Genomic DNA, 23,081 nt, shown 5'->3' on the forward strand with positions numbered 1-23,081 from the left:
AGGCCCCCTCTTCTATTGGATTCTCATGAGCTGATCTCGCTCAATCCCCCCGGCGCAGGGAGATCTCCCCTCCCAGATAGACCTTGATCCCCTCGTCCGTCTCCAGCCGCAGGGCACCGCGATCGTCGATGCCCCGGGCTATGCCGCGGATCACCTGCTCCCCCATCAGCAACTTCACCGGTTGGCCGGTAAAGTAGTCGAGCCGATTCCAGCTTTCGACGAAGCTCGCCAGACCACTCTGCTCGAAAGTCTGCATGGCCGCTTGCAGATGCAGGAGTACGCAGGCCGCCAACTGGTTGCGATCCACCAGTTCGGGCTGAACATGGCGCAGCTCTGACCAGGCCTGATCGATCTTCTCTCCCTGCTGACTCGGCATCGCCAGATTGAGGCCAATGCCGATCACCAGATGGCAGCTGGCGCCGGCGCTGCCGCTCATCTCTACCAGTATGCCCGCCAGCTTGCGGCCCTGGTAATAGAGGTCGTTCGGCCACTTGAGCTCCACCCCGGGGTAACCGAGGGATTCCAGCGCCTCCACTACGGCAACCCCCACCGCCAGACTCAGCCCCATGGCCGCCGCCATGCCCTGCTCGAGCCGCCAGTACATGCTGAGGATCAGCTGACAGCCGAAGGGGGAGACCCAGGGCTTGCCACGGCGCCCTCGACCGGCGGTCTGGCACTCCGCCAGGCAACTTTCGCCGGAGCTCAGCTGGTTGACCCGCTCAAACAGATACTGGTTGGTGGAGTCGATCACCGAGAAGCAGTGCACCGGCGCCATGGGGGCCAGGGCCTGCAGCTGCGCCTCGTCATAGAGTGCCATGGGAACTGCCAGGCGGTACCCCTTGCCGGTCAGGCTGAACAGATCCAGCCCGAGCTCCTTGAGGGCGGTCATGTGCTTGCTCACCGCCGCCCGGCTGATGCCAAGCTGCTCCCCCAGCTGTTCGCCGGAATGAAACTGGCCGTCGCTCAGCAAGGTGATCAGGGTCTGTCTGACGGGGGTGAGGGTCATGCCAGCACCTCGTCCAGCCAGGTCTCGCCGGTGAGCCCCATGAAACGTACCTCGTGCTCCAACACCACGCCGAACTTGTGCTCCACGCTGTCACGCACATGGGCCGCAAGGGCGATGAGCTCCATGGCGCTGGCGCCCCCGAGGTTGACCAGCACCAGCGCCTGCTCCTGATGCACGGCGGCACGGCCGATGGCAAAGCCCTTGAGCCCGCACTGATCGATGAGCCAGCCCGCCGCCAGCTTGGCCTGCCCCTCCCCGGCCGGGTAGCTGGGAATGTGCGGGAATTGCTGCTTGAGCTGGTCGGCCTGCGCCGTCGTCACCACGGGGTTCTTGAAGAAGCTACCGGCATTGCCGAGCACGGCCGGATCCGGCAGCTTGGCCATGCGGGTGGCACAGACGGTGTCGAAGATGGCCTGTGCACTAGGGTGCTCACCGAGGGCCGCCAGGGGACCATAACCCGCCACTGGCTGCCAGGCCTTGGGCAGGCGCAAGCCAACGGCGGTGATGAAGTGGGAGTCCTGATAATCGTGCTTGAAGATGCTGTCGCGATAGCCGAACCGGCAGTTGGCCGCCGCGATGCGCTCCACCTCGCCGCTCTGCCAGTTGAATGCCTCCACATAGGCACAGAAATGGGCCAGCTCGACCCCGTAGGCGCCTATGTTCTGCACCGGGGCCGCACCGACGGTACCCGGGATCAGCGCCAGATTCTCCAGCCCGTGCCAACCCTGTTGCAGGGCATGGCACACCAGCTGGTGCCACTCCTCCCCCGCCGCCACGTGCAGCAACCAGTGGCTGCCGTCATCCTGCAGTTCGATGCCTTTCATTCGGTTGAGCACGACCAGACCAGCAAAATCATTGCAGAACAAGATGTTGCTCCCACCACCCAGCACCAGGCGTGGCAGGGCACTCAACTCTGGATTGGCCCGCAACTGGCAGAGATCATCCAACTTGGCGACTTCGGCAAGCCAGAGGCAGTGTGCATCCAAGCCCAGGGTATTGAGGGCCGACAGGGGGGCATGGGGAGTGAGTTTCATCTGCGTGTTCCGACAAGGGCAAGGGCGCAGTTTACCCCAGATCCCCGGGACGAAAAACCCGGGTACTGTTCGGACTCAAACCGCTGGAGTAGAGTAGCCCCTTCAGTCCGTTGAGGAAGCATGAATGAACAATCAATTCGCCGTCATCGGCCTCGGCCTGTTCGGCAGCGCACTGTGTGAAGAGCTGCAGTTGCAGAATGCCGAGGTGCTGGCCATCGATATCGACGAGAGCAAGACCCGTCAGATCGCGACCCTGTGCAACCACGTCATCGTCGCCGATGCCACCGATGAGGCCACGGTCGCCGAGCTGGGACTGGCCAACTTCGACATCGTCTTCGTGGCCATCGGCGACAACCTCGAGACCAGCATTCTCACCACGCTGGTGCTGAAAGAAGCGGGGGTGAAGAAGGTGTGGGTCAAGGCGCGCGACAAGTTCCACGCCAAGATCCTGCAGAAGGTGGGGGCCGACAAGGTGATCAACCCGGAGTGGGACATGGGCCGCCGGGTCGCCCAGAGCATGCTGGACAACCGCCTGTTCGACTACCTGGAGCTGGGGCACGAGATGGTGCTGACCGAGTTCGTGATCGGCCTGCAACAGAATGGTCGCACACTGGCCGATCTCAATCTGCTGCAACAGAACGACTTCCAGTTGCTGGCCATCAAGCGCGGCGAAGTATTGCACAACGTGCTGACCGGCAAGATGGAGCTGCAACTCGGTGACATCCTGATCCTCGCCGGCAACAAGCACGCCATCGATCACTGGCTCGACACCTTATGATCAACTGGCGCAGCAACTACGCCTTCGCCCTGCATCGGGATACCGAGTCCCGCTGGAGTGAAGCCAGGCTGATCCTGGGCAGCTTTCTCATCATCCTCCTGATCGGAACCCTGTTTCTGGTGCAGCCCTCGAGTCACAAGGGCGAGGTCACCTTCATCAATGCCCTGTTCACCGCGACCTCGGCCATCAGTGTGACCGGTCTCGGGGTAGTGGATACCGGCACCGCCTTTACCCTGCAAGGGCAGATCATCCTGCTGATACTGATGGAGATAGGGGGCCTCGGCCAGATGACCATGACACTGCTGCTCATCGCCATGTTCAGCAAGCGGGTCGGCCTGCGCCAGCAGATACTGGCGAAGGAGGCGCTGGGCCAGGAGGGATCGGTCAACATCATCCAGCTGGTGAAGCGCATCGTGCTATTCGCCTTGATAGCCCAACTGATCGGCACCGCCATCATGGCCATTCGCTGGGTACCGGAGATGGGCTGGGGCCATGGTCTCTACGTCAGCTTTTTCCATGCGGTCTCGGCCTTCAACAACGCCGGCTTCTCGCTGTTTGCCAACAACCTCATCGACTACAGAGACGACCCCATCATCAGCCTGACCATACCGGCCCTGCTCATCCTCGGCGGGATAGGTTTCACCGTCATCGTCGATCTTGTGCGCAACCATCGCTGGCGCAAGCTGAAGCTGCACAGCAAGCTGATGCTGCTGATGACCCCCGCCCTGCTGCTGCTGGGCACCCTGATGTTCTGGCTGCTGGAGCACAACAATCCCGCCACGCTCGGCAACGCCGGGCCCGGTGGCCAACTGCTGGCGGCCTTCTTCCAGTCGGCCACGGCGCGCACGGCCGGCTTCAACACGGTGGACATCGGCCAGATGGTGCCGGCCTCCCTGCTGTTCATGATGATGTTGATGTTCATCGGTGCCGGTGCCACCTCGACGGGGGGCGGTATCAAGGTCACCACCTTCGCCGTGGTGTTGCTGGCCACCAGGGCCTTCCTGACCAAACGACCCTATGTCACCGCGTTTGGCCGTACCCTGTCGCCCCAGATAGTGACCCGTTCACTCGCCATCATCATCGTCAGCGTCATGGTATTGATGCTGGCCATGTTCCTGTTGATGCTCACCGAGTCGCAACCCTTCGACAAGATCATGTTCGAGACCGTCTCGGCCTTTGCCACCGTCGGCCTCTCGACCGGTATCACCGCCTCCCTGAGCGAGCCGGGCAAGCTCATCCTAGTGCTGGTGATGATCTGCGGCCGTCTCGGCCCGCTGACCCTGGCCATCATGCTCTCCAGACCGAGCGAGACCCGGATCCGCTACCCGGAAGAGAACGTCTACACCGGCTGATTGCCGCCAGATAGAGAGAGGGGCCAATGGCCCCTCTCTCTTTACCGCCGCAACTAACCGCCAAGCGCTCAGATCGCTCATGCCGCTTTGCTTCTGGCCGGGCGCTTGCCCGTCCCCTTGCGGGGCGCCGCACCTTTACCACTGGCCGCCGAACTCTTGCGGCTGAAGCGCCGCTTGCTGGCCCCCGGCGCCTCCCTGGGCAGGGCGCTGAAGCTGGCCCCAGAATCTTGCCTGGCACCATCGATCAAGGCATTCAACTGATCCGTCAGCGGTCCCATAAATTGCTGGTAACCGGTTTGACGCTCGGCGATCCGACCCAGGTGTTGCTCCCACAGCGCCGTCATGTCCGGCGTGGTGGCGGTGGCGGGCAGCGCCAGGATCAGGGCCCGTCCGGTCGGGGTCGCCTTGATGCTCTTGCCCTGCCGCACCAGGAAGCGCCGCTTGAACAGCAGGTCTATGATGCCAGCCCGGGTCGCCTCGGTGCCCAGGCCATCGGTCTCGCGCAGGATCTTGCGGATCTCGGGATCCTGCACATGACGGGCTATGCCCGTCATGGCAGCCAGCAGGGTGGCATCGGTGAATGCCTTGGGTGCCTGGGTCATCTTCTCCAGCAGCTCGCCCCGCTCGCACGACAGTTGCTCCCCTTCTCGCAGCGCAGGCAGGGTGCCGGCCTCCTCCTCATCGTCCTCTTCGACCCCGAGCAGCGCCTTCCAGCCCGCCTTGAGGATGCGCCTCGCCTTGGCCTGGAACAGGCCGCCCGCGATACGCAGCAACACCCGGCTGTCGTTGTACTCGAACGGGGGATAGAACTGCAGCAGGTACTGACGGGCTACCAGGCCATAGAGCTTGCCCTCGTCGGCGGAGAGGCTGGCCAGGTTGCCATGTTTCTCGGTGGGGATGATGGCGTGATGGGCATCCACCTTGCCGTCATTCCACGCCTTGCTGCGGATCTTGCCGTCCGCCTCGCTCACCGCCTTGGCCAACGTCGGCGCCGTGGCGGCGATGGCATCCCGCACCTGAGGCGCCCGATTGAAGTGATCGCTTGGCAGATAGCGGCTGTCGGATCTGGGGTAGGTGATGAGCTTGTGGCGCTCGTAGAGACTCTGGCAGACATCCAGCACCCGTTTGGCATCCATGCCAAACCGCTTGGCGGCATCGATCTGCAGGCTGGAGAGGTTGTAAGGCAGTGGCGCCGCCTGTTTCCGGGCCTGCTCTTCCACCTCCTCCACCTGGGCTGGCTGGCCCTGGATCCGCTCCACTACCTTGGCGGCCAGCGCCCGGTTGAGCACCCGTCCCTCCTCGTCCTGCCAGGGCGCACAGGCCTCGGAGGGCAGCCACTTGGCGCTGAACCCCTCGTTGCGCTCCGTCATCACATGAGCCAGTACCTCGTAGAAGGGTTTGGGCACGAAGGCGTCTATCTCGAGATCCCGCCGTACCACCAGCCCCAGCAGCGGTGTCTGCACCCGACCGACCGACAGCAGCTCACTGCAGCCGGCCTTGCGCCCAAGCAGGGTGTAGGCGCGGGTCATGTTGATGCCATAGAGCCAGTCTGCGCGGCTGCGGGCCAGCGCCGACACCGCCAGCGGCACGAACTCCTTGTTGTCCCGCAGCTTGTCGAGGGCGCGGCGCACTGCGGGGGGATTGAGATCACTGATGAGGCAGCGCTGCACCGGCTTGGTCTTGGGATAGCCGAGGAAGTCGATCACCTCGTCCACCAGCAGCTGCCCTTCCCTGTCCGGGTCACCGGCATTGACCACGCAGTCGGCCTGCTTGATAAGCCGCTTGATCACGGCAAGCTGGCTCTTGGTCTTGGGCTTGGCCACCAGCTGCCACTGGGCAGGAACGATGGGAAGGTGCTCCATCCGCCACTGCTTGTAGGTGGTGTCATAAGCATCGGGCTCCGCCTGCTCCAGCAGGTGGCCGATACACCAGGTCACCACGTCTCCCTGCGCCGTCTCGATGAAACCCTCTCCCTTCTTGTGAGGCTTGGGTAGAGCATCGGCGATGGCGCGGCCAAGGCTGGGCTTTTCGGCGATAAAGAGTCGCATGACGGAGACACCTGAACACTGTATATGCGAACAGTATACATTGCGCCCTCCACAAACCCCAAATCCTGCGGCGGGTCATATGGCAGGAGCACGCCAGGGCCTGGACTGGCGTTCAACCTTGCCCCGCCTGAGCCTGGTTTAGTGCGGGCCTGGGCTCATCTCGAGATTGGATTTTGATTTAAATTCACAGAATGAACATGAAGCGAAATTTAAATCCATAAATTGCACCATCTCAAAATATAAACCATGACTGAGGTCAACCTCTCGAGTCTCAAGACTACTACTATATTGGTAATATCCGATTCGAAGGACACTGCCGCCATGCTTGGAAAAATGTTGAGAAAGACCTGGTTCTGGCTCCTGCTGCTCGGAGCCCTGCTGGGCGTCGCGGCACTGGGAGTGACAGTCACAGTGCTGCACAAGACCAGCTCCACCGAATTTTGCGTCTCCTGCCACTCCATGCAGACACCGCTCGCCGAGTATCAGGGCAGCGTCCACTTCCAGAACGTGAAGGGGATCCGCGCAGAGTGCGCCGACTGCCACATTCCCAATGAGCCAGCCTCCTACCTCTGGACCAAGATCCGCGCCGTGAAGGACATCTATCACGAGGCGATCGGCACGCTCGACACTCCCGAAAAATACGAAGCCCACAAACTGCGCATGGCCCAGACGGTCTGGGATCAGCTCAAGGCCAATGACTCCGCCACCTGCCGCAGCTGTCACAGCTACGCCGCCATGGACATTCTGGCCCAGCGCCCCAACGCCCGTACCGAACACCCAGTCGCCATCAAGGAGGGGCAGACCTGCATCGACTGTCACCGCGGTGTCGCCCACATCATGCCCGACATGAGCGAGCTGGCAGCCGCCGGCGCGAGCGAACTGGCCGCCGCCGCCGCCCAGACTCCGGCCAGCGTCACCACCCGTTACGCCATCGCCACCACGCCCCTGTTCCTTGATGCCAAGGCCACCACGGACGAGGGTACCCTGATGCCGTCGACCCAGGTCGAGGTCCTGGCCAACGACAACGGCCGCGCCCAGGTGCAGATCGAGGGCTGGCAGCAGGACGGGGTGAGCGAGGTGTTCTACGCCGCCCCCGGCAAGCGCATCCTGAGCGTGCTGGTCGGCGATGCCGCCAAGCAGGCACTGATCACCGGCAAGAGCGAGACCGACGGCGCCACCAACCTCACCTGGCATCAGGTCAAGCTGACCGCCTGGGTGGATCAGGCCCAGCTCATCGGCGATCAGGGCAAGCTGTGGCAATACGCCTCCACCCTGATGTCCAACAACTGTACCGGCTGCCACGGCCTGACCGCGCTGGATCACTTCAATGCCAACCAGTGGATCGGCGTCATCAAGGGCATGGAGTCCCGCACCTCCCTCACCCCGGAGCAGGCGCGCATGCTGACCCAATACGTGCAGAAACACGCCAGTGACATGAGCGCGGCACACTAAGGCTGGAACAGAGGAATTCGATATGACTTTTTTCAATGATCAACAGACCAATCTGTCCCGCCGCAGCCTGCTCAAGGGCCTGGGAGCCTGCGCCGCCCTGCCCCTGCTTGGTGCCCTGTTCCCGAAGCACGCCCTGGCCCAGGCCATCAGCACGGCACTGGAGCAGTTCCCCACCCTGGTCCCCGCCCAGAAGGGCATACTGACCGGCGCCCACTGGGGAGCCTTCGAGGCCATCGTCGCCGATGGCCGCATGGTGCGGGTCCAGCCGGTGGCCGACGATCCGGCACCGAATGACCTCATCGACATGGCGCCCTTCCAGGTCCATGCCAAGAACCGCATCAAGTACCCCATGGTGCGCAAGAGCTGGCTGGAGCACGGCCCGGGCGCCAAACCCGAGCTGCGCGGCGCCGACGAATGGGTGCGAGTGAGCTGGGAGCAAGCCATCGACCTGGTGGCCGGCGAGATCCAGCGGGTCCAGCGCGACGTCGGCCCGCAGGCGATCCACGCCGGTTCTTACGGCTGGAAGAGTGTGGGCATGTTCCACAACAGCCGCACCCTGCTACATAGGTTGATGAACCTCAGTGGCGGTTTCACCGGCTATGCCGGTGACTACTCCACAGGCGCAGCCCAGGTGATCATGTCCCACGTGATGGGCTCCATCGAGGTATACGAACAGCAGACCGCCTGGCCCAACGTGGTCGAACACGCCGAACTGGTGGTGCTCTGGGGGGTCAACGCTCAGGTCACCCTGAAGAACAGCTGGAACATGCCGGATCACGAGGGTCAGGCAGGCTTCAAGGCACTTAAAGAGAAAGGCACCCGGGTCATCAGCATCGATCCCGTCTACAACGAGACCGCCAAGCTGGCCAACGCCGAGTGGATTGCGCCGAACGCCTACACTGACGTGGCCATGATGCTGGGGGTGGCCCACACCCTCTATAGCGAGAAGAAGCACGATCAGGCCTTCCTCGACCGCTACGCCGTCGGCTTCGACAAGTTCCTCGCCTACCTGCTTGGCCAGGACGACGGCCAGCCTAAGAGCGCCGAGTGGGCGAGTACCGTCTGCGGCGTCGAGGCCAAGGTGATTCGCCAGCTGGCTCTCGACATGGCAGCCAAGCGCACCATGATCATGGCCGGCTGGGGCATGCAGCGACAGCACCACGGGGAGCAGCCGAACTGGATGCTGGTCACCCTGGCGGCCATGCTGGGCCAGATCGGCCTGCCGGGCGGCGGTTACGGCTTCAGCTACCACTACTCTTCCGGTGGCAGCCCCACCGCCAAGGGGGGGATCCTGGCGGGTATCTCCGCCGGCAACGCGCCCAAGAACAGCCCGCCCCCCATTCCGGTGGCCCGCATCGCCGACTGCCTCGCCAATCCGGGCAAGACCATCGACTTCAACGGTCGCAAGGTGACCTATCCGGACATCAAGCTGGTCTATGTGGCGGGCGGCAACTCCTTCCACCACCATCAGGACACCAACAATCTGCTCCAGGCCTGGCGCAAGCCGCAGACCGTGATCGTTCACGAACCCTACTGGACCGCCACCGCCAAGCACGCCGACATAGTGCTGCCGGTCACCACCAGCTACGAGCGCAACGATCTGGAGATGGGGGGCGACTACTCCCAGCGCTATGTGTTCCCCATGCATCAGTGTGTGCCGCCCCAGCACGAGGCCCGCAACGACTTCGACATCTTCAGCGCCATCGCCGCCAAGCTGGGCCTGCAAGAGGCCTATACCGAGGGCAAGGACGAGATGCTGTGGCTCAAGCAGATGTACGACGGCATGGCCGCCCAGGCCCGGGGTGCCCGGGTCGCGCTGCCACCGTTCAGCATGTTATGGGAGTCAAACAACTACATCCGTTTCCCAATCCCCGAGGCGAACCGCCAGTGGATCCGTCACGCCGATTTTCGCGAGAACCCGCTGCTCAACCCGCTCGGTACACCGTCCGGCAAGATAGAGATCTTCTCCAACACGGTCGCCGGTATGGGTTATGCCGACTGTGCCGGTCACCCCAGGTGGTATGAGCCCAAGGAGTGGGTCAAGAGTGAGGTAGCCGCGCGCTATCCGCTGTCGCTCAACACCTCGCACCCGACCCAGCGGCTGCACTCCCAGCTGGACAACACCCCGCTGCGGGACAAGTTCGCCATCGCCGATCGAGAGGCCATCCTGATCCACCCGGACGACGCCAGGACACGCGGTATTCAGGACGGGGATCTGGTGCGCGCCTTCAACGAGCGCGGCCAGATCCTGGTGGGGGCGCTGCTCTCGAAAGACATTCGCCCCGGCGTGGTGCGGATCTGCGAAGGAGCCTGGTTCGATCCGGCCAAACCGGGCGAGGTGGGCGCCATCTGCAAGAACGGCAACGTCAACTGCCTCACCTTCGACGAGGGCTCTTCCAGCCTGGCGCAAGGCAACTGCGGCCACATGGCGCAGTTGCAGATCGAGAAATACAGCGGGCCAGATCTCGTCAACACCGCCCATGAGGTACCGGTCAACGCCTGAGTGATCGATTGACCAACCAAAACGGCGCCCTCGAGGCGCCGTTTTTTATTGCTGATAGTGAGTCCTTCAACTGCACATTCCACCCTGGGTGACCGGTGACGTGGCTTAGAAATCGCCCTCCACCATGTACTCTTCAGCACACTCCACCAACTGTGGCCAGAGATCTTCCGGCACCCAAGCCTCGGGGTCATCCTCGTCCCCATCATACTGGGTCCAGAAGAAGGCACGCAGACCACTCGCGAAGTCGTCGCTGATTTCGGCCAGTTCCGAGAGCGGCCCCAGCCAGGCGATGCGGCGCAGGCCCGAGGCGAGATCGTTGATGGCATCCATCAGGGTGCGATCGTCCTGACTCTGCTCCACCAGCAGGGTGAAGCGCTCGCGGGCGCTCTCGGTCTGATCCTCATCCAGTTCGCCCACATCGGCCAACAGATCGACAAAGTCCTCCAGCAAGAACTCGATCAGGGACTCCCTGTCCTCAAACCACTGGATCTGGGCCCCCTTGGTACCCAGCACAGAGGCATCGAACGAATCATCGAGATGGCACAGCGCCCATGGATCGTCAGTCATTGCTACCCTTCCTACCGCTTGAAATAAGGACCATATCTTATGCCTGGTGCGTCCCCCATGCTACCTCGGAGGACGAGACAGGCCCGAGCGTCCCAAGATGGAACCAAACCGCCCATTGGGGCGCTAACCGTCGACCCTGGCCACCTTGGGCAGGGAGAGCGAGGCGGCCAGCCCGCCCAGCTCGGCGCGCCCCATGATGAGGCTGCCACGATAGGCTTCGGCCAGGTCTGACACTATGTTGAGGCCGAGCCCGGAGCCCGGCACCTTCTCGTCGAGGCGCACCCCGCGCAGCACCGCCTTGGCTATCTGATCCTCGCTCATGCCGGGACCGTCATCCTCGATACGCAGGGTGATCCAGCCCCCCAGCTCGGCGCTGGAGATGCGCAGCTCGCTGGCCGACCATTTGAAGGCGTTCTCCAGCAGGTTACCCACCATCTCGTCGAAGTCCTGCTCCTCCACCCCGACCGCCAGGTTGGCTGGCACCTGCAGATCCACCGTCTTGCCCGGGTAGAGCCGGGAGAAGGCGCGGCAGATGTACTCCACCCGTGCCCGCACCGGGGTCGAGACCCCGAGGATCTTGGCGGCCCCGGTGACCCGCGCCTTGCCAAGGTGATAATCGATGTGGCGCTGGATCTTATCGAGCTGCTCGCCGATGGCGGCCTGATCCTCCGGGGGCAGCTGGGCCACCTGATTGCGCATGATGCTGAGCGGCGTCTTGAGGGCGTGAGCCAGATTGCCGGTGTGGGAGCGGGCCCGCTGCAGCAGCTCACCGTAGTGGTGCAGCAGGCGGTTGATGTCTTCCACCAGCGGCTGGATCTCCAGCGGATAGCGCAGCCTGAACCCCTCCTGATGGCCCTGATGGACCCGGCCCAGCTCGCGGCGCAGCAGGTGGAGCGGCCGCAGGCCGTAGACGATCTGGAACATGAAGCCCAGCACCAGGCCGGCGGCCGCGAAGCCGAGACCGAGGAAGAGGCTGATCCGGGTCTTCTTCAGGGTCTGGGTCAGGGCACTGCTGTCCTTGGCCATCACCAGGGTAAACACCTTGTCAGAGCCCGGCAGCAGCACCGTGCGGGTCATGATCAGCAGGGGCTCCTTGTTGGGCCCCTTGCCGACGAAGAGATCCGGATCCCCGAAGGCCGATTTCAGGCCGTGGGCGCTCAGGTGCACATCCCACAGGGAGCGGGATCGGCTGACCACGGCATCCCCCAGCTCAAGCTGCCAGTAATAGCCGGAATAGGGCTGGCGGAAACGGGGGTCCGCCATGGGCTCGGTGACGACGGGCAGGCCATCGGTCTGGATCTCGAGACGGGAGAGCAGATCGTAGAGCTGCAACCGCAGGCCGTCGGCTTCCGCCTCCTGCCAGTAGTTGCGCATCATGGTCTGCAGGCTGAAACCTGTGGCAAACAGGAAGAGCCCGCACCAGACGAGGGCGATGACCACCAGCCGTCCCCGCAGGGTACGCACCAGTCTCATTCAGTCCACCCTGTCATCGGTTGCGATAGCGTCATTCGTTGATCCGGTAGCCGAGACCGCGCACCGTCTCGATCAGATCGGCGTGGGTCTTCTTGCGGATCCGGCCGATGAACACCTCGACCGTGTTGGAGTCGCGATCAAAATCCTGGGCATAGATGTGGTCGATCAGCTCGCTGCGCGACACCACCTTGCCCCTGTGCTGCATCAGGTAACCCAGCACCCGGAACTCGTGGGCGGTGAGCTTGATGGGGGTTCCTTCGTACCATACCTGAGACGCCGCCATGTCGAGCCGTACCCCGCCAATCTCCAGGATGGAGCTGGCGTTGCCCGCCGCCCGGCGCACCAGCGCCTGTACCCGTGCCACCAGCTCGGCGACCTGGAACGGCTTGGTGAGGTAGTCATCGGCCCCGGCGTTGAGCCCCTCAATCTTCTCGTGCAACTGACCGCGGGCGGTCAGCACCAGCACAGGGGTGTCCATCCCCTTGCTGCGCCACTCCTTGAGCACGCTCAGACCATCGCGACCCGGCAGGCCGAGATCCAGAATGATGGCATCATAGGGCTCGGTCTCGCCGAGAAAACCCGCCTCGTTGCCATCGTGGCAGAGATCGGTCACAAAACCGGACAGGCGCAGCTGTTCCGCCAGCTGGCCTGCCAGGATCTTTTCATCTTCAACTATCAGAATTCGCATAAATGGGTATCCAAAGCAGAGTTGCGCCTGTACCGGCGGCGATTGGGGGACGAATCATCAGGGCGGGGAACATCCGGTTGATCACTCCTCTTCCGGGGGCGGGCGAGGCTCGAACAGGCGTTCCAGGTGATGGCCCTTGAGCCACACCATCTCCAGGTTGTCGGCGCGATAGCCTACCTTGATGACGCTGTTCTCGTCGTCGATGAGCCGAAGCTCGTAGAGCCAGACCCCGTCCTCCTCCCCCAGATCGACACGCAGTACGCGCACCGGCAGGCGGGAAGCCACCTCCATCAGCTCATGAAAAGGCCGGATCCGCCCCTCGCTGACCGCCTGTTGCAGCAAGGCCTCGTTCGGCTGGGCCGACTGGACCAGCATCGGCAGCAGCAATCCCAGCAGGGGCAGCGCGCTATTCATGGGTGATTCATCTCTCAAAACCTAACATAATGCCGTTTATAGTGTGCCAGCCATGAATCCGGAATGAATATGATCCCACGCAGTATCCTGCTGATCCTCTGCCTTTTTTCCACCCTTGGCTGGGCGGCTCAGGCGCGTCTCGACATGCCGGCCCTGGTCAAGCTGTTGCTGGCACAAGGGTATCACGACATTCGGGAAGTCGAGCTGGAAGGGGACAAATTCGAGGTGGAAACCCTGGACGCCAACGATAGGCGAGTGCAGCTGCAGGTCGATGCCTACAGCGGAGAGATCACGAAAAAAGAGGCCGATTAGGCCTCTTTTGCTATGGGCGTGACGGCTGTTGCGCCGCCCTCCCGACCGGTTGCGGAGGTCGGCGCCAGGGACGCAGCAGCTTGTCGCGACGCGGCACCAGCAGGACGCAGGCCAGCAACAGGTAGATGAACGGCTCCTGCCAGCCACTCTTGACCGACCACCAGTAGTGCACCGGCACCAGCAGGGCCACCGCATAGATCCAGTTGTGCAGCTTCTGCCAGCTGGGCCCCATGCGCCGCAGCAGAGCCGGGATCGAGGTGATGCTGAGCGCAATCAGCAACAGCAGCGCCACCATGCCTACCACTATGTAACTGCGCTTCACCAGCTCGCCGCCGATCAGCCCCCAGTCAAACTGCAGATCCAGCCCCAGCCACACCATGAAGTGCAAGCCGGCCCAAGCCGCGCACCAGAGCCCGAGGGGACGGCGCAGCTTGATAAGCTGACCCTGGCGCCAGCGTTTGGCCAGCGGCGACACCAGCAGGGTCAGCAGCAGCAGGTGCAGGGCCCCCTTGCCGAGGTAGTGGGTCAGCCCCTGTACCGGATCCCCCCCCAGCAACCCGGCCGGCACGGCATAGCCCAGCCAGAGCAGGCACCCCAGCGCCCCCAGATGCACCAGGGCCCGCAACAGGGTGATATGGCGCGTCGTCAGTCTCATTGTCATGCGTCGGCTCCCCGTCTCAATACCATTTGCGCAGATCCATCCCCTGATAGAGGGACGCCACCTCGTCGCCATAGCCGTTGAACATCAGGGTCGGCTGGCGCTTGGCGCCGAAGATGCCCCCCTCGCCGATGAAGCGCTCGCTCGCCTGGCTCCAGCGCGGGTGATCCACTTGCGGATTGACGTTGGCATAGAAACCATATTCGTTCGGCGCCAGCAGGTTCCAGGTGGTGGGAGGCATCTCCTCCACCAGGCGGATGGAGACGATGCTCTTGATGCTCTTGAAGCCGTACTTCCAGGGCACCACCAGCCGGATGGGCGCCCCGTTCTGGGCGGGCAGCGTCTTGCCGTAGAGCCCCATCGCCAGGAAGGCGAGCGGGTGCATCGCCTCGTCGAGGCGCAAGCCCTCCACATAGGGGTAATCGATGCCGCCGCCGAGGGAGCGAGAGGCCTGTCCCGGCAGCTGCTCGGGATCATAGAGGGTCTCGAACGCCACGAACTTGGCGCGACTGTTGGGCTCGGCCCGGCGGATCAGATCCGCCAGCGGGATGCCGCTCCAGGGCAGCACCATGGACCAGGCCTCCACGCAGCGCAGCCGGTAGATCCGCTCCTCCAGGGTACTCTTGTTGATGAGATCCCACACATCCAGGGTAAAGGGGTTGGCCACCTCCCCCTCGACCTTGAGCGTCCAGGGCTCGGGCTTGAGGTAGTGGGCGTTGCGGGCCGGATCCCCCTTGTCGGTGCCGAGCTCATAGAAGTTGTTGTGGCTGGTCGCCTTCTCAAGCGGCGTCAGGGTCAATCCGTCCGGCCGGGTCGCAGCCTTGTAATTGAGTGGTTTACTGGCAGGCGCCGGGGTCGACTCCTCGGCGGAGAAGAGATCCAGCAGGCTGGCCTGGGTGGGAAACGCCAGGGTGGCGGCACTCAGTCCCAACCCTTTCAGAATGAGTCGGCGATCCTGATAGACGGCTTTCGGCGTGACATCCTGTTCGGTGAGGTGATGAGAGGAACGGCGCTTGATCAACATGAAAAACTCCCGGGGCGATGAGGCTGACAACCATAAGACCCGCCCCGGCCGAGTTTTATTTCACACAAATTTACATGGGCTGGTAAAGAGGCAGCGCCTTGGCCATGGTGCCGACCAGGAACAGCAGAATGAATACCAGCAGGGGGACGATCACGTTTGGCGCCATCAGACTCACTCCATGAGCGGGACAGGGCCTCTAACTATGGGCTAAGGCCAAGGACGCCTCCAGTGAATTTTTTTTCGCGAGCGCAAGCGTATTCCCGAGTTGAAAAGAGTGACGGAGATCACACACAATCCGGCCCCTGCTTGCCGCCCCCTTGCCGAAGGGTAGGCTGCCTCCTTTTCCGGATTCAACCACTGAGAGTCATGCCATGAGCCCATTGATCGCCATCGCCATCACGACCGGGATCCTCTCCGCCGTCTGGGGCGGACTGGCCGCCGCCCTCGGCCTCATCTCCTGGGTCGGCTTCCTCGGTTGTACCAGCTATTTCGCCTCGAGCGGCGGTTACAAGGCGCTGCTGCAGACCCTGCTGTGCAACGCCACCGGCATGCTGTGGGCACTGCTGCTGATCCACGGCGAAGGTTGGTGGGGTGCGGGCATGGCGGGCTATCTGATGACGGGGGTGGTGGCGACCCTGATGTGCGTGCAGGCTAGGCAGCAGTGGCTGGGGTACATTCCGGGCACCTTCGCCGGTTGCTGCGCCACCTTCGGGGCGGCGGGAGAGTGGCGGCTCATCCTGCCCTCCCTGGTGATAGGCGCGCTCTTTGGCTATCTGATGAAGGCGAGCGGTCTCTGGCTATCCAGCAAGACCCAGGCCACGGCGAACGCGGCCGATCCCGCCCGCTCCTGAAACCCGGCGCGACATGGCAAAACGGCCTGACCACCACAGTGGTCAGGCCGTTTTCATTTTGCCCTTGGGATCAGCTCTTCAACTTGAAGTTGGCCGCCTCGATACCGTGCCGATTCAACAGCTTGTAAAAATCGGTGCGGTTTCTTCCCGCCATGTTGGCCGCCAGGGTCACATTCCCCTCCGTGGTGCGCAGCAAGCGGATCAGATACTCCTTCTCGAACTCGGCGCGCGCCTCGTTGAACGAGGGTATGCCGCCGACACCACCGCTCAAGGCCGACTCCACCATGGCCGCGCCTATCACCGGGCTGCAGCAGAGGCTGGCGAGCTGTTCCACCACCCCATAGAGCTGACGGACGTTGCCGGGCCAGGCCGCCGCCGCCAGCAGGGCCAGCGCCTCCGGCGAAAAGCCGAGAGCCGCGCAGTTGTCGTGGCGACTGCGATAGTCGTCCAGCGCCTGACGTGCCAGCAGGGGGATATCTTCGCTGCGGGCGCTGAGGGGCGGCAGTGTGATGTTGGCCACATTGAGGCGGTAGAAGAGATCCTCCCGAAAACGTCCCTCCTCCATGGCGGTGACCAGATCCTGATGGCTGGAGCTGATGACCCGCACCTCGGGGGTACCCTGACCATATTCCGCCAGCACCTGCAGCAACTTGGCCTGCAACGACTCCGACAGATTCCCTATCTCGTCGAGAAACAGGGTCGCCCCCTTGGCCTGCTCGAACAGGCCGGACTGCCCATCCTCGCCAAACAGCTGCAAATCCAGCGCCGCCCACGGCAAGGCAGCGCAGTTGATGGTGTGCAGCGGCTGGTCACGGCGGCTGCTTGCCTGGTGCAGCGCCTGGGTCATCACCCCCTTGCCGGAACCTGACGGCCCCATGATCAGCACGGGCACCTCCATGGCGGCGATGCTGCTCGCCTGGATCAGCAACTGCTCCATCTGGGGGTTGCGGGTCTGGATGAGGGACTGCCACTCATGCTGCTGTTTCGGACGGGTCAGGCTCAGGGCGTGCTCTATGGTGACGAGCAGCTCGTCCTTGTCGATGGGCTTGGTGAGAAAGCTGAACACCCCGGAGCGGGTCGCCTGGATGGCGTCGGGAATGGTGCCGTGGGCGGTCATGATGATGACCGGCATGCCGAGCCACTGGGACTGGATCCGCTCGAACAGCGCCAGTCCGTCCATGCCCCCCATCCGCAGGTCGCTCAGCACCAGATCGGCCCGTTGTTGACGCAGCCTGTCCAGCGCCCCCTCGGCGCTGTCGGCGGTATCCACCTCATAACCCTGACTGCGCAGGCGCATGCTCATCAGCTTGAGCAGGCTGGCATCGTCGTCCACCAGCAGAATGCGACTCATGCTCTCACCCCTTTACCGTGAAGACTTGTTGTTCTCCCCTGCCCGGCATGCCCTCGGCGCATCATGGCTGGGCGCCCCCATTGAGCTTGCGCTGGTTGAGTTGTTCATCGATGGCGGAGAGCTGCTCGATCTGGCGGCGCAGACGCTGCACCTCCTGGCTCTGATCGTCGCGGCGACTGTCACGGGCCAGCAGCTCCTCACCGAGGGCTATCCAGCTGCGCAGAAAGGCCTGGGCATCCAGGCCGAGCTCGGGCAGCAGGGCCTTGAGCTTGTCCAGCCCGGCCCGGCGACTCGCCACCGACTCGGACGGATGGGTGTTGACCATGGCCAGGCTGACCCGGCTCTCGAGATCGGTGGCTCCGGCCAGCCGTTCGCGCTCCTGTATCCGCTGCTGGGGACGGCTGGCCAGCAACCAGTCCGAGTACTGCAGGCGCACCTGCATCTCTTTATTGGCGAACTCCATCCGCTTGGCGAGGACCTGCTCCGAGGGCTCTGTCAGGCTGCGCGATGGCAGCAGGGAGCAGCCTGCGAGCAGGCTCATCATCAATACGGGTACAACGAATCGTTTCATCTTGAATTTCACTTAAGATCCAACCGGAAACAGACATCAGCCTGTTCATCCTCAATTAATTTAAGCTCGCCCCCCAGGCTCATCGCCGACTCGCGGGCAATGGATAGGCCCATCCCGGATCCTTTCAACAACCCCTGGCGCACTATGCTGCCCTGCTCGAACGGCTCGAAGATCCGTTCCCGTTCGTCCAGCGGGATGACGGGCCCTTCATTGGCCACCTCCAGCCAGCCGCCATTGGCATCCTGGCCGGCACGGATCCAGATCTGGCCACCCTTGGCGCCATAACTGACCGCGTTGGAAAACAGGTTGTCGAGGATGAGTCGCAGGCGATAAGGCTCTGCCTGCAAGCTGATGGGCTCGGGCGGCCAGTGTACACTGATTTGTTTGGATTCCAGCGCCAGCCGGTACTCTGCAGACAATTCTGACAACAGGGGGGCCAGCGGCACCGCCATCAGGCTGAACACCTCCTGCTGGCTGAGGCGATTGAAGTCGAGCAGCCGCTCGATCAGGGTCTGCAGCCGGCGGCTGTTCTCCTCCAGCATCTGGCAGATCTCCTGCTGATCCCCATTGAGCGGCCCCACCAGTTGCTCGGAGAGCAGATCCGCCCCCTCCCGCAGCACGGCGAGGGGCGTCTTCAACTCGTGGGAGACATGGCGCAGGAACTGGTACTTCTGCTGTTCCAGCTCCTTGAGCTTGTCGTGCAGCCAGCCGATCCGCTCTCCCAGCAACACCAGTTCGGCAGGGCCATCCACCGGGCGCGTGTCCGGCTCGACACCGGCCCCCAGGCTCAGGATCCGCGACTCAATCTGACGCACGGGGTGGATGATGAGGTAGGTAAACAGCAGTACCAGCAGCAGACTGAGCCCCACCACGAAACCGCTCACCCACCAGATCTCCTTCCTCAGCTCGGCGATGGCCGCCCGCATCCCCGCCACATGCTCGTCAACCTGACTGCGGGTGACCACTTCCAGCTGCTGGTTGAGTTCATTGAACTGGGTGAAATTGGGACTGGTCGCCTCCATCCTGGCCTTGCGCAGATCCTGCAAGCCATCCAGCCAGGCCAGGGTGGCCTCGAGATCGGAGTAGACGGCGGCATCCGGGATGGATTGCCGATGAGTGGCGAGCAGCTCGCGATAGCGGGCCAACTGCTGCTGATAACTGCCGAGAATGCGCTCGTCCCCCAGCACCGCATAGCGGCGCAAGGTGCGCTCCAGATCGATGGCCTGGGCGGTGAGCAGGGTAGCCCGGCGGGTATCCCGCACCGCACGTTCCATCTCGTCGCTGGTCAGTTGCCCCAGATGGGAGAGCGCCTGACTGTCGTGCCAGATCATGCCCCCCAGGGGCATCAACACCAGCACGAAGCCCATCAATACCACCTGGAGCAGGGAACGAGGCCGAACCTTGGTCATCTTCTGCTGTCTCGATTCGTCATGGGGGGGCCAGCATATCCGCACTCCATGAAAAAGCAAAACCGGCCAGGGGGCCGGTTTGATTGCACTCGGAACTCGGATTTACGCCAGACCGACGGATGCCAGGCAGATGATCAGGATCACGGCCAAGGCTCCTGAGGCGGTCAACAGCGCCCATTTCATCTCCACACTCATGCAAACCTCCTTTCTGCCAATCAGAGTTGGATCACAACAGATAACAATATGTTAATTCATAGTGAATCAGATAACCGTGAGCTGCGTATATATTTCAGACGAGCCCAACCCAAGGAATGGCAACCATGTTTTACCTCTGCAGCATTGGATCCAATCTAGACCCTTCCCAGCATGTCAGCCAGGCCGTGGAAGAGCTGCTGGCCCGCTTCGGCCAGCTGCGTCTGAGCTCGGTGATCCAGACCACACCGGTGGGGATGCGCTCGCACCATGACTTTCTCAACTGCCTGTTCATCGTCCAGAGCGAGCTCTCCGCCGCCCAGCTGAAGGCCGAATTCGTCACCATGGAGCTGGCCCATGGGCGGGATCGCGGCAATCCCCTGTGCAAGGTGACGGACAGACCCCTCGACATCGACATCCTGGCCAGCCACGAGAGGGATGCCTTCGCCGGGGTCGCGGTGGATGCCTATCTCGGGGATCTGCTGGCCGAGATGTATGAGGGGGAGCGGGTTGGCGCCCACAAGGTGACGCTGCGTCTGCGCACCAGCAAGGTGTTTGCACAGCAGGCCTTCGGCCAGCAGCCCGTCGCCCTCCGACAGCCGACCGATGAGCGCCAGGAGCTGTCCGCCGTGCCCCCGGATATGCCTGCCCATCAGGCAACCATTCGCCACCACTAGTCGCCCTGCTGGATCACCACGACGGGAGCCCGATCAGACTCCCGCCATCGCTTCATTCAACGACGCGCCATGACGTCTAGATGACGGCCAGAGCCCGACCACCATCCACCCGGATGCAGGCTCCCGTCATATAGTCGTTTGCCATCAAGAGCGTGACTGCCTGCCAGATGGGTTCCAGCCCCCCCTCCCTCGCCAACGGCGTCCGGGCCAGCACCTGCTGGCGCCAGGCGTCGCCATGCTCATCGAGAAACAGGATGGGGCCGGGCTCAATGGTGTTGACCCGCACCTCGGGTGCCAGCTCCCGGGCAAAGCTCATGGCCAGCGAATGGGCGCCCGCCTTGGTAGCCACATAAGCGGCGAACTGGGGCGCCGGGGCGTGAATGTAGATGTCGGTGATGTGGATGATGCTGGCGTTGTGCTGGCGCGCCAGCTGGGGTGCCAGCGCGCGATTCAGCTGAAATGGCGCCGCCATGTGCACCCGGTAAAACTGCTCGAACTGTTCCAGTTGTGCCTCTGGCTCGTCAGCCTCTGGCTCGAAGGCCGAGGCGTTGTGGATGATCAACGCCAGATCATCATGGGCACCCAGTGCCGTGGCAAGCCGTGCGACCTCCCCTTCCACGGCAAAATCCGCCTGCACCAGCTCAACGCCCAGGGCCCGCAGGTGGGCCAGCTCGGCTCGCTCGCTGCGATAGCTGCCCGTCACCTGCCAGCCAGCGGCCACCAGCTGCTCGCATAAATAGAACCCCAGCCGACGGCCGCAGCCCGTTACCAATGCACGCATACCCTCTCCTTTTGTCGTTGCTTGCCGGCCCGGGGCCGTGCCTATCAATCTCAACGGTACAAGCCATTGGCCCCGAGCACCGTCCAGCGAACATAGTGACACCACTTTAACCCTTTTGGAGCCACACACATGCTGCAGATCCGCGATCACATGAGCCGCCTGACCCACTCCCTCAGCCCGCAACTCGGCCTGGCCGAAGCACTCGACAGACTCCATCAGGCAGACTCGAGCGGCCTGCCGGTGCTGGACGACCAGAAACGACTGATCGGATTTCTCTCCGAGCAGGACTGCATCCCGAGTCTGCTCACCGGCAGCTACCACTGCGACAGCCGTACCCGGGTGGAGGATCTGATGAGCCGTACCCCGCTGTTCGTCAGCCCGGACGACAGCATCCTGGATCTCGCCCGCCAGATGACCGGGGCCAAGCCCAAGATCTATCCGGTGCGGGAAGGGGACAAGGTGGTCGGCATCATCAACCGCCGGCAGGTGATGCAGGCCCTCAACGCGCAGATGAAGCAGTGTCAGGCCACCTAGAGCTGGTAGCGTCCCCGATCGCCGATATCGAAATGCAGCGGCATGCGCCACTTGGCCAGACTGAGCAGGCCGAGCAGCAGGCCGCTCGCCAGGGCAACCAGGGCCGCAGCCCAGGCAACGCGGGTCCACTCCAGCAACCACAGCAAGGGCAACAACAGCGGCAGGAGCCTGATGGCCGGGATGGCGAAACAGAACTGCTCCTTGAACGCCAGGCCACAGAGGGTGGCCAGGGCCGCCCCCAGCACCAGGATGGCGGGGGCACCACAGGCGGCCAGCATCAACCCGCCCCAGGCCAGCCCCTGCAGTAAAAACCGCACCCGCTTGTCATATAAGTGCAGACAGAATCCACACAGGCCGCTCGCCACCACCAGCATGGTCAGCCACTGAGACGGCGACAACGGCACCAGCCATCCCAGCACTCCTGCCCCTCGACACAACAGCAGCAAAGCTGTCAGACTCAGTCCGAGACGATAGAGACAGACAGAAAGCCTGTCGATGCCATCCAGTTCACTTTCTATTTCAGGGTTTGCCATCCGGGGTCGTCTCTAGTGAGATATCTGCCGGTCACTATACCCCGTGGATCGTGAACCCGCCCCGAGTGTTCAGGAGATGTGATTTGCGAAGCTTGCTCGTGCTCTGCTTGCTGCTGCCCTGCTGGCTGTCGGCCAGAGAGCTGGTCATTGGCGGCATCCTGGAACCCCCTCTGAAATGGCTGGATCACAGCGGCCAGCCACGGGGCCTGGATGTGGATCTGGTCACCACCATCTTTGGCGGCCTCAAGGTCCCCATCAGGATAGAGCTGCTCGACTCCGGCGCCAGGCTCACCCGCAATGCCGAGGGCGGCGTCTATGACCTGCTGTTGAGCCACTCCTACAAGCCGGAGCGGGAGTCCTACCTGCTCTACCCCAAACAGGCCCATATCCGCCACAGCTGGCACTTCTTCGTGCGCAAGGATGACCTGGGGAAGATCCGCTACCGCACCCTGGCCGATCTAAAGCCCTGGCGCATCGGCGTCACCAAAGACTTCTCCTACACCCCGGAACTGACGGCAGCCATGGCCGATCCGGCCTATCGCTTCCAGGTGATCCCCATCAACCAGCTGCAACTGCGCAAGCTGATCGCCGGGCGCATCGATGTGGTCCCCATGTCTCTGGTCACCGCCTTCGCCCAGATAAGGGAAGAGGGACTTGAGGGCAAGCTCGACTACCTGCCCAAGCCGCTCAAGAGCAGCCCCTACTACCATGTGTGGTGCAAGGCCCGGGCCGATGCCGACACCCCGGCGCTGATGGCAGCCTATGATGCAGAGCTGCTGCACATGAAGCGCGACGGCCGTCTCAAGGCCCTCTACGACAAGTACGGCATCCCCTACCTCGAGCCCTGAGCCCGCCATGCCGGAGCCGGCGGCG

General features: G+C 63.1%; 24 protein-coding genes. 9 read left to right on the top strand and 15 right to left on the bottom strand.

Annotation, left to right across the window (positions count from 1 at the left end; translation table 11 throughout):
* Positions 1-40: 40 nt before the first annotated feature.
* Together birA and murB are read right to left on the bottom strand one after the other, a co-directional pair.
* Positions 41-1,006, bottom strand: a complete 966-nt coding sequence (gene birA / locus KI797_RS19445) for a bifunctional biotin--[acetyl-CoA-carboxylase] ligase/biotin operon repressor BirA (protein ID WP_042650610.1) — start codon at positions 1,004-1,006, stop codon at positions 41-43.
* The gene (murB, locus tag KI797_RS19450; protein WP_226170693.1) at positions 1,003-2,040 is read right to left on the bottom strand and encodes a UDP-N-acetylmuramate dehydrogenase; all 1,038 of its coding nucleotides are present in this window, start codon (positions 2,038-2,040) and stop codon (positions 1,003-1,005) included. Before murB ends, birA begins: the two co-directional genes overlap by 4 nt.
* A 124-nt stretch (positions 2,041-2,164) precedes the next feature.
* Between murB and KI797_RS19455 the strand changes: the two genes are divergently transcribed.
* Both KI797_RS19455 and KI797_RS19460 read left to right on the top strand, forming a co-directional pair.
* Positions 2,165-2,818, top strand: coding sequence for a potassium channel family protein (locus tag KI797_RS19455; RefSeq protein ID WP_042650608.1), 654 nt, complete (start codon positions 2,165-2,167; stop codon positions 2,816-2,818).
* A complete protein-coding gene (locus KI797_RS19460; RefSeq protein ID WP_226170696.1) occupies positions 2,815-4,170 on the top strand; it encodes a TrkH family potassium uptake protein in 1,356 nt (451 codons plus the stop codon). Before KI797_RS19455 ends, KI797_RS19460 begins: the two co-directional genes overlap by 4 nt.
* Positions 4,171-4,247: 77 nt before the next feature.
* On the opposite strand, the gene KI797_RS19465 is transcribed toward KI797_RS19460, so the two are convergent.
* Positions 4,248-6,218, bottom strand: a complete 1,971-nt coding sequence (locus KI797_RS19465) for a DNA topoisomerase III (RefSeq protein WP_226170698.1) — start codon at positions 6,216-6,218, stop codon at positions 4,248-4,250.
* A 321-nt stretch (positions 6,219-6,539) separates the two neighbouring features.
* On the opposite strand from KI797_RS19465, the gene KI797_RS19470 reads away from it, so the two are divergent.
* Positions 6,540-7,670 (top strand): NapC/NirT family cytochrome c, encoded by a 1,131-nt coding sequence (locus tag KI797_RS19470; protein WP_041206546.1) that lies wholly within the window; start codon positions 6,540-6,542, stop codon positions 7,668-7,670.
* Between the two features lie 22 nt (positions 7,671-7,692).
* The gene (gene torA / locus KI797_RS19475; protein ID WP_226170701.1) at positions 7,693-10,173 is read left to right on the top strand and encodes a trimethylamine-N-oxide reductase TorA; all 2,481 of its coding nucleotides are present in this window, start codon (positions 7,693-7,695) and stop codon (positions 10,171-10,173) included.
* A 105-nt stretch (positions 10,174-10,278) separates the two neighbouring features.
* Here torA and KI797_RS19480 read toward each other — a convergent pair whose 3' ends face one another.
* The 4 genes from KI797_RS19480 to KI797_RS19495 all read right to left on the bottom strand — a co-directional run bounded on the left by KI797_RS19480 (position 10,279) and on the right by KI797_RS19495 (position 13,315).
* Positions 10,279-10,740 (bottom strand): hypothetical protein, encoded by a 462-nt coding sequence (locus tag KI797_RS19480; protein ID WP_005332664.1) that lies wholly within the window; start codon positions 10,738-10,740, stop codon positions 10,279-10,281.
* Positions 10,741-10,863: 123 nt separating this feature from the next.
* Positions 10,864-12,213, bottom strand: a complete 1,350-nt coding sequence (locus tag KI797_RS19485; protein ID WP_042650603.1) for a sensor histidine kinase — start codon at positions 12,211-12,213, stop codon at positions 10,864-10,866.
* A 31-nt stretch (positions 12,214-12,244) separates the two neighbouring features.
* Positions 12,245-12,901, bottom strand: a complete 657-nt coding sequence (locus KI797_RS19490; protein ID WP_005332666.1) for a response regulator transcription factor — start codon at positions 12,899-12,901, stop codon at positions 12,245-12,247.
* An 81-nt stretch (positions 12,902-12,982) separates the two neighbouring features.
* On the bottom strand, positions 12,983-13,315 hold the full coding sequence (locus tag KI797_RS19495) for a PepSY domain-containing protein (protein WP_042650602.1): 333 nt from the start codon (positions 13,313-13,315) through the stop codon (positions 12,983-12,985).
* 63 nt (positions 13,316-13,378) lie between these two features.
* Here KI797_RS19495 and KI797_RS19500 point away from each other — a divergent pair, with 63 nt between their 5' ends.
* Positions 13,379-13,627 (top strand): PepSY domain-containing protein, encoded by a 249-nt coding sequence (locus tag KI797_RS19500; RefSeq protein ID WP_042650601.1) that lies wholly within the window; start codon positions 13,379-13,381, stop codon positions 13,625-13,627.
* 10 nt (positions 13,628-13,637) lie between these two features.
* Here KI797_RS19500 and msrQ read toward each other — a convergent pair whose 3' ends face one another.
* Together msrQ and msrP are read right to left on the bottom strand one after the other, a co-directional pair.
* Positions 13,638-14,288: a protein-methionine-sulfoxide reductase heme-binding subunit MsrQ gene (gene msrQ, locus KI797_RS19505; protein WP_042650600.1), complete on the bottom strand. Its 651-nt coding sequence runs from the start codon at positions 14,286-14,288 to the stop codon at positions 13,638-13,640.
* A gap of 16 nt (positions 14,289-14,304) precedes the next feature.
* Positions 14,305-15,309: a protein-methionine-sulfoxide reductase catalytic subunit MsrP gene (gene msrP / locus KI797_RS19510; RefSeq protein WP_005332672.1), complete on the bottom strand. Its 1,005-nt coding sequence runs from the start codon at positions 15,307-15,309 to the stop codon at positions 14,305-14,307.
* Positions 15,310-15,680: 371 nt separating this feature from the next.
* On the opposite strand from msrP, the gene KI797_RS19515 reads away from it, so the two are divergent.
* Positions 15,681-16,160, top strand: coding sequence for a DUF1097 domain-containing protein (locus KI797_RS19515; protein ID WP_041206550.1), 480 nt, complete (start codon positions 15,681-15,683; stop codon positions 16,158-16,160).
* Positions 16,161-16,230: 70 nt separating this feature from the next.
* On the opposite strand, the gene KI797_RS19520 is transcribed toward KI797_RS19515, so the two are convergent.
* From KI797_RS19520 to cydH, 4 genes are all read right to left on the bottom strand, one after another.
* Positions 16,231-17,511 carry a sigma 54-interacting transcriptional regulator gene (locus KI797_RS19520; RefSeq protein ID WP_171272829.1) on the bottom strand — a complete coding sequence of 427 codons (1,281 nt, stop codon included), beginning with the start codon at positions 17,509-17,511 and terminating at the stop codon, positions 16,231-16,233.
* 61 nt (positions 17,512-17,572) lie between these two features.
* Complete coding sequence (locus KI797_RS19525; RefSeq protein WP_041207108.1) at positions 17,573-18,082, bottom strand: hypothetical protein; 510 nt, start codon at positions 18,080-18,082, stop codon at positions 17,573-17,575.
* 8 nt (positions 18,083-18,090) lie between these two features.
* Positions 18,091-19,491, bottom strand: a complete 1,401-nt coding sequence (locus tag KI797_RS19530; RefSeq protein WP_041206551.1) for a sensor histidine kinase — start codon at positions 19,489-19,491, stop codon at positions 18,091-18,093.
* 102 nt (positions 19,492-19,593) lie between these two features.
* Positions 19,594-19,686 (bottom strand): cytochrome bd-I oxidase subunit CydH, encoded by a 93-nt coding sequence (gene cydH / locus KI797_RS19535; protein WP_106885551.1) that lies wholly within the window; start codon positions 19,684-19,686, stop codon positions 19,594-19,596.
* Between the two features lie 125 nt (positions 19,687-19,811).
* Here cydH and KI797_RS19540 point away from each other — a divergent pair, with 125 nt between their 5' ends.
* Positions 19,812-20,360 carry a 2-amino-4-hydroxy-6-hydroxymethyldihydropteridine diphosphokinase gene (locus tag KI797_RS19540; protein WP_226170704.1) on the top strand — a complete coding sequence of 183 codons (549 nt, stop codon included), beginning with the start codon at positions 19,812-19,814 and terminating at the stop codon, positions 20,358-20,360.
* 76 nt (positions 20,361-20,436) lie between these two features.
* On the opposite strand, the gene KI797_RS19545 is transcribed toward KI797_RS19540, so the two are convergent.
* The gene (locus KI797_RS19545) at positions 20,437-21,141 is read right to left on the bottom strand and encodes an SDR family oxidoreductase (protein ID WP_226170707.1); all 705 of its coding nucleotides are present in this window, start codon (positions 21,139-21,141) and stop codon (positions 20,437-20,439) included.
* Positions 21,142-21,270: 129 nt separating this feature from the next.
* Here KI797_RS19545 and KI797_RS19550 point away from each other — a divergent pair, with 129 nt between their 5' ends.
* Positions 21,271-21,675, top strand: a complete 405-nt coding sequence (locus KI797_RS19550) for a CBS domain-containing protein (RefSeq protein WP_042650595.1) — start codon at positions 21,271-21,273, stop codon at positions 21,673-21,675.
* Here the strand turns inward: KI797_RS19550 and KI797_RS19555 are convergent.
* Complete coding sequence (locus tag KI797_RS19555; RefSeq protein WP_226170710.1) at positions 21,672-22,208, bottom strand: DUF2301 domain-containing membrane protein; 537 nt, start codon at positions 22,206-22,208, stop codon at positions 21,672-21,674. The two genes, KI797_RS19550 and KI797_RS19555, sit on opposite strands and share 4 nt — an antisense overlap.
* A gap of 83 nt (positions 22,209-22,291) precedes the next feature.
* On the opposite strand from KI797_RS19555, the gene KI797_RS19560 reads away from it, so the two are divergent.
* Positions 22,292-23,056 (top strand): substrate-binding periplasmic protein, encoded by a 765-nt coding sequence (locus tag KI797_RS19560; protein WP_226170712.1) that lies wholly within the window; start codon positions 22,292-22,294, stop codon positions 23,054-23,056.
* The last annotated feature ends 25 nt before the right edge of the window (positions 23,057-23,081 follow it).

Origin of the sequence: Aeromonas media (assembly GCF_020423125.1) — a bacterium.
Lineage (GTDB): Bacteria > Pseudomonadota > Gammaproteobacteria > Enterobacterales > Aeromonadaceae > Aeromonas > Aeromonas media.

What these genes read in the sequence shown, in the direction of transcription:
- KI797_RS19495 (WP_042650602.1), bottom strand. Translation starts at nt 13,315, where the DNA reads ATGAATAGCGCGCTGCCCCTGCTGGGATTGCTGCTGCCGATGCTGGTC.
- torA (WP_226170701.1), top strand. Translation starts at nt 7,693, where the DNA reads ATGACTTTTTTCAATGATCAACAGACCAATCTGTCCCGCCGCAGCCTG.
- KI797_RS19540 (WP_226170704.1), top strand. Translation starts at nt 19,812, where the DNA reads ATGTTTTACCTCTGCAGCATTGGATCCAATCTAGACCCTTCCCAGCAT.
- KI797_RS19525 (WP_041207108.1), bottom strand. Translation starts at nt 18,082, where the DNA reads ATGAAACGATTCGTTGTACCCGTATTGATGATGAGCCTGCTCGCAGGC.
- KI797_RS19455 (WP_042650608.1), top strand. Translation starts at nt 2,165, where the DNA reads ATGAACAATCAATTCGCCGTCATCGGCCTCGGCCTGTTCGGCAGCGCA.
- KI797_RS19490 (WP_005332666.1), bottom strand. Translation starts at nt 12,901, where the DNA reads ATGCGAATTCTGATAGTTGAAGATGAAAAGATCCTGGCAGGCCAGCTG.
- KI797_RS19460 (WP_226170696.1), top strand. Translation starts at nt 2,815, where the DNA reads ATGATCAACTGGCGCAGCAACTACGCCTTCGCCCTGCATCGGGATACC.
- KI797_RS19470 (WP_041206546.1), top strand. Translation starts at nt 6,540, where the DNA reads ATGCTTGGAAAAATGTTGAGAAAGACCTGGTTCTGGCTCCTGCTGCTC.
- KI797_RS19545 (WP_226170707.1), bottom strand. Translation starts at nt 21,141, where the DNA reads ATGCGTGCATTGGTAACGGGCTGCGGCCGTCGGCTGGGGTTCTATTTA.
- KI797_RS19480 (WP_005332664.1), bottom strand. Translation starts at nt 10,740, where the DNA reads ATGACTGACGATCCATGGGCGCTGTGCCATCTCGATGATTCGTTCGAT.
- msrQ (WP_042650600.1), bottom strand. Translation starts at nt 14,288, where the DNA reads ATGACAATGAGACTGACGACGCGCCATATCACCCTGTTGCGGGCCCTG.
- birA (WP_042650610.1), bottom strand. Translation starts at nt 1,006, where the DNA reads ATGACCCTCACCCCCGTCAGACAGACCCTGATCACCTTGCTGAGCGAC.
- msrP (WP_005332672.1), bottom strand. Translation starts at nt 15,309, where the DNA reads ATGTTGATCAAGCGCCGTTCCTCTCATCACCTCACCGAACAGGATGTC.
- cydH (WP_106885551.1), bottom strand. Translation starts at nt 19,686, where the DNA reads ATGAGTGTGGAGATGAAATGGGCGCTGTTGACCGCCTCAGGAGCCTTG.
- KI797_RS19485 (WP_042650603.1), bottom strand. Translation starts at nt 12,213, where the DNA reads ATGAGACTGGTGCGTACCCTGCGGGGACGGCTGGTGGTCATCGCCCTC.
- KI797_RS19500 (WP_042650601.1), top strand. Translation starts at nt 13,379, where the DNA reads ATGAATATGATCCCACGCAGTATCCTGCTGATCCTCTGCCTTTTTTCC.
- KI797_RS19515 (WP_041206550.1), top strand. Translation starts at nt 15,681, where the DNA reads ATGAGCCCATTGATCGCCATCGCCATCACGACCGGGATCCTCTCCGCC.
- KI797_RS19550 (WP_042650595.1), top strand. Translation starts at nt 21,271, where the DNA reads ATGCTGCAGATCCGCGATCACATGAGCCGCCTGACCCACTCCCTCAGC.
- KI797_RS19555 (WP_226170710.1), bottom strand. Translation starts at nt 22,208, where the DNA reads ATGGCAAACCCTGAAATAGAAAGTGAACTGGATGGCATCGACAGGCTT.
- KI797_RS19465 (WP_226170698.1), bottom strand. Translation starts at nt 6,218, where the DNA reads ATGCGACTCTTTATCGCCGAAAAGCCCAGCCTTGGCCGCGCCATCGCC.
- KI797_RS19530 (WP_041206551.1), bottom strand. Translation starts at nt 19,491, where the DNA reads ATGACCAAGGTTCGGCCTCGTTCCCTGCTCCAGGTGGTATTGATGGGC.
- murB (WP_226170693.1), bottom strand. Translation starts at nt 2,040, where the DNA reads ATGAAACTCACTCCCCATGCCCCCCTGTCGGCCCTCAATACCCTGGGC.
- KI797_RS19520 (WP_171272829.1), bottom strand. Translation starts at nt 17,511, where the DNA reads ATGAGTCGCATTCTGCTGGTGGACGACGATGCCAGCCTGCTCAAGCTG.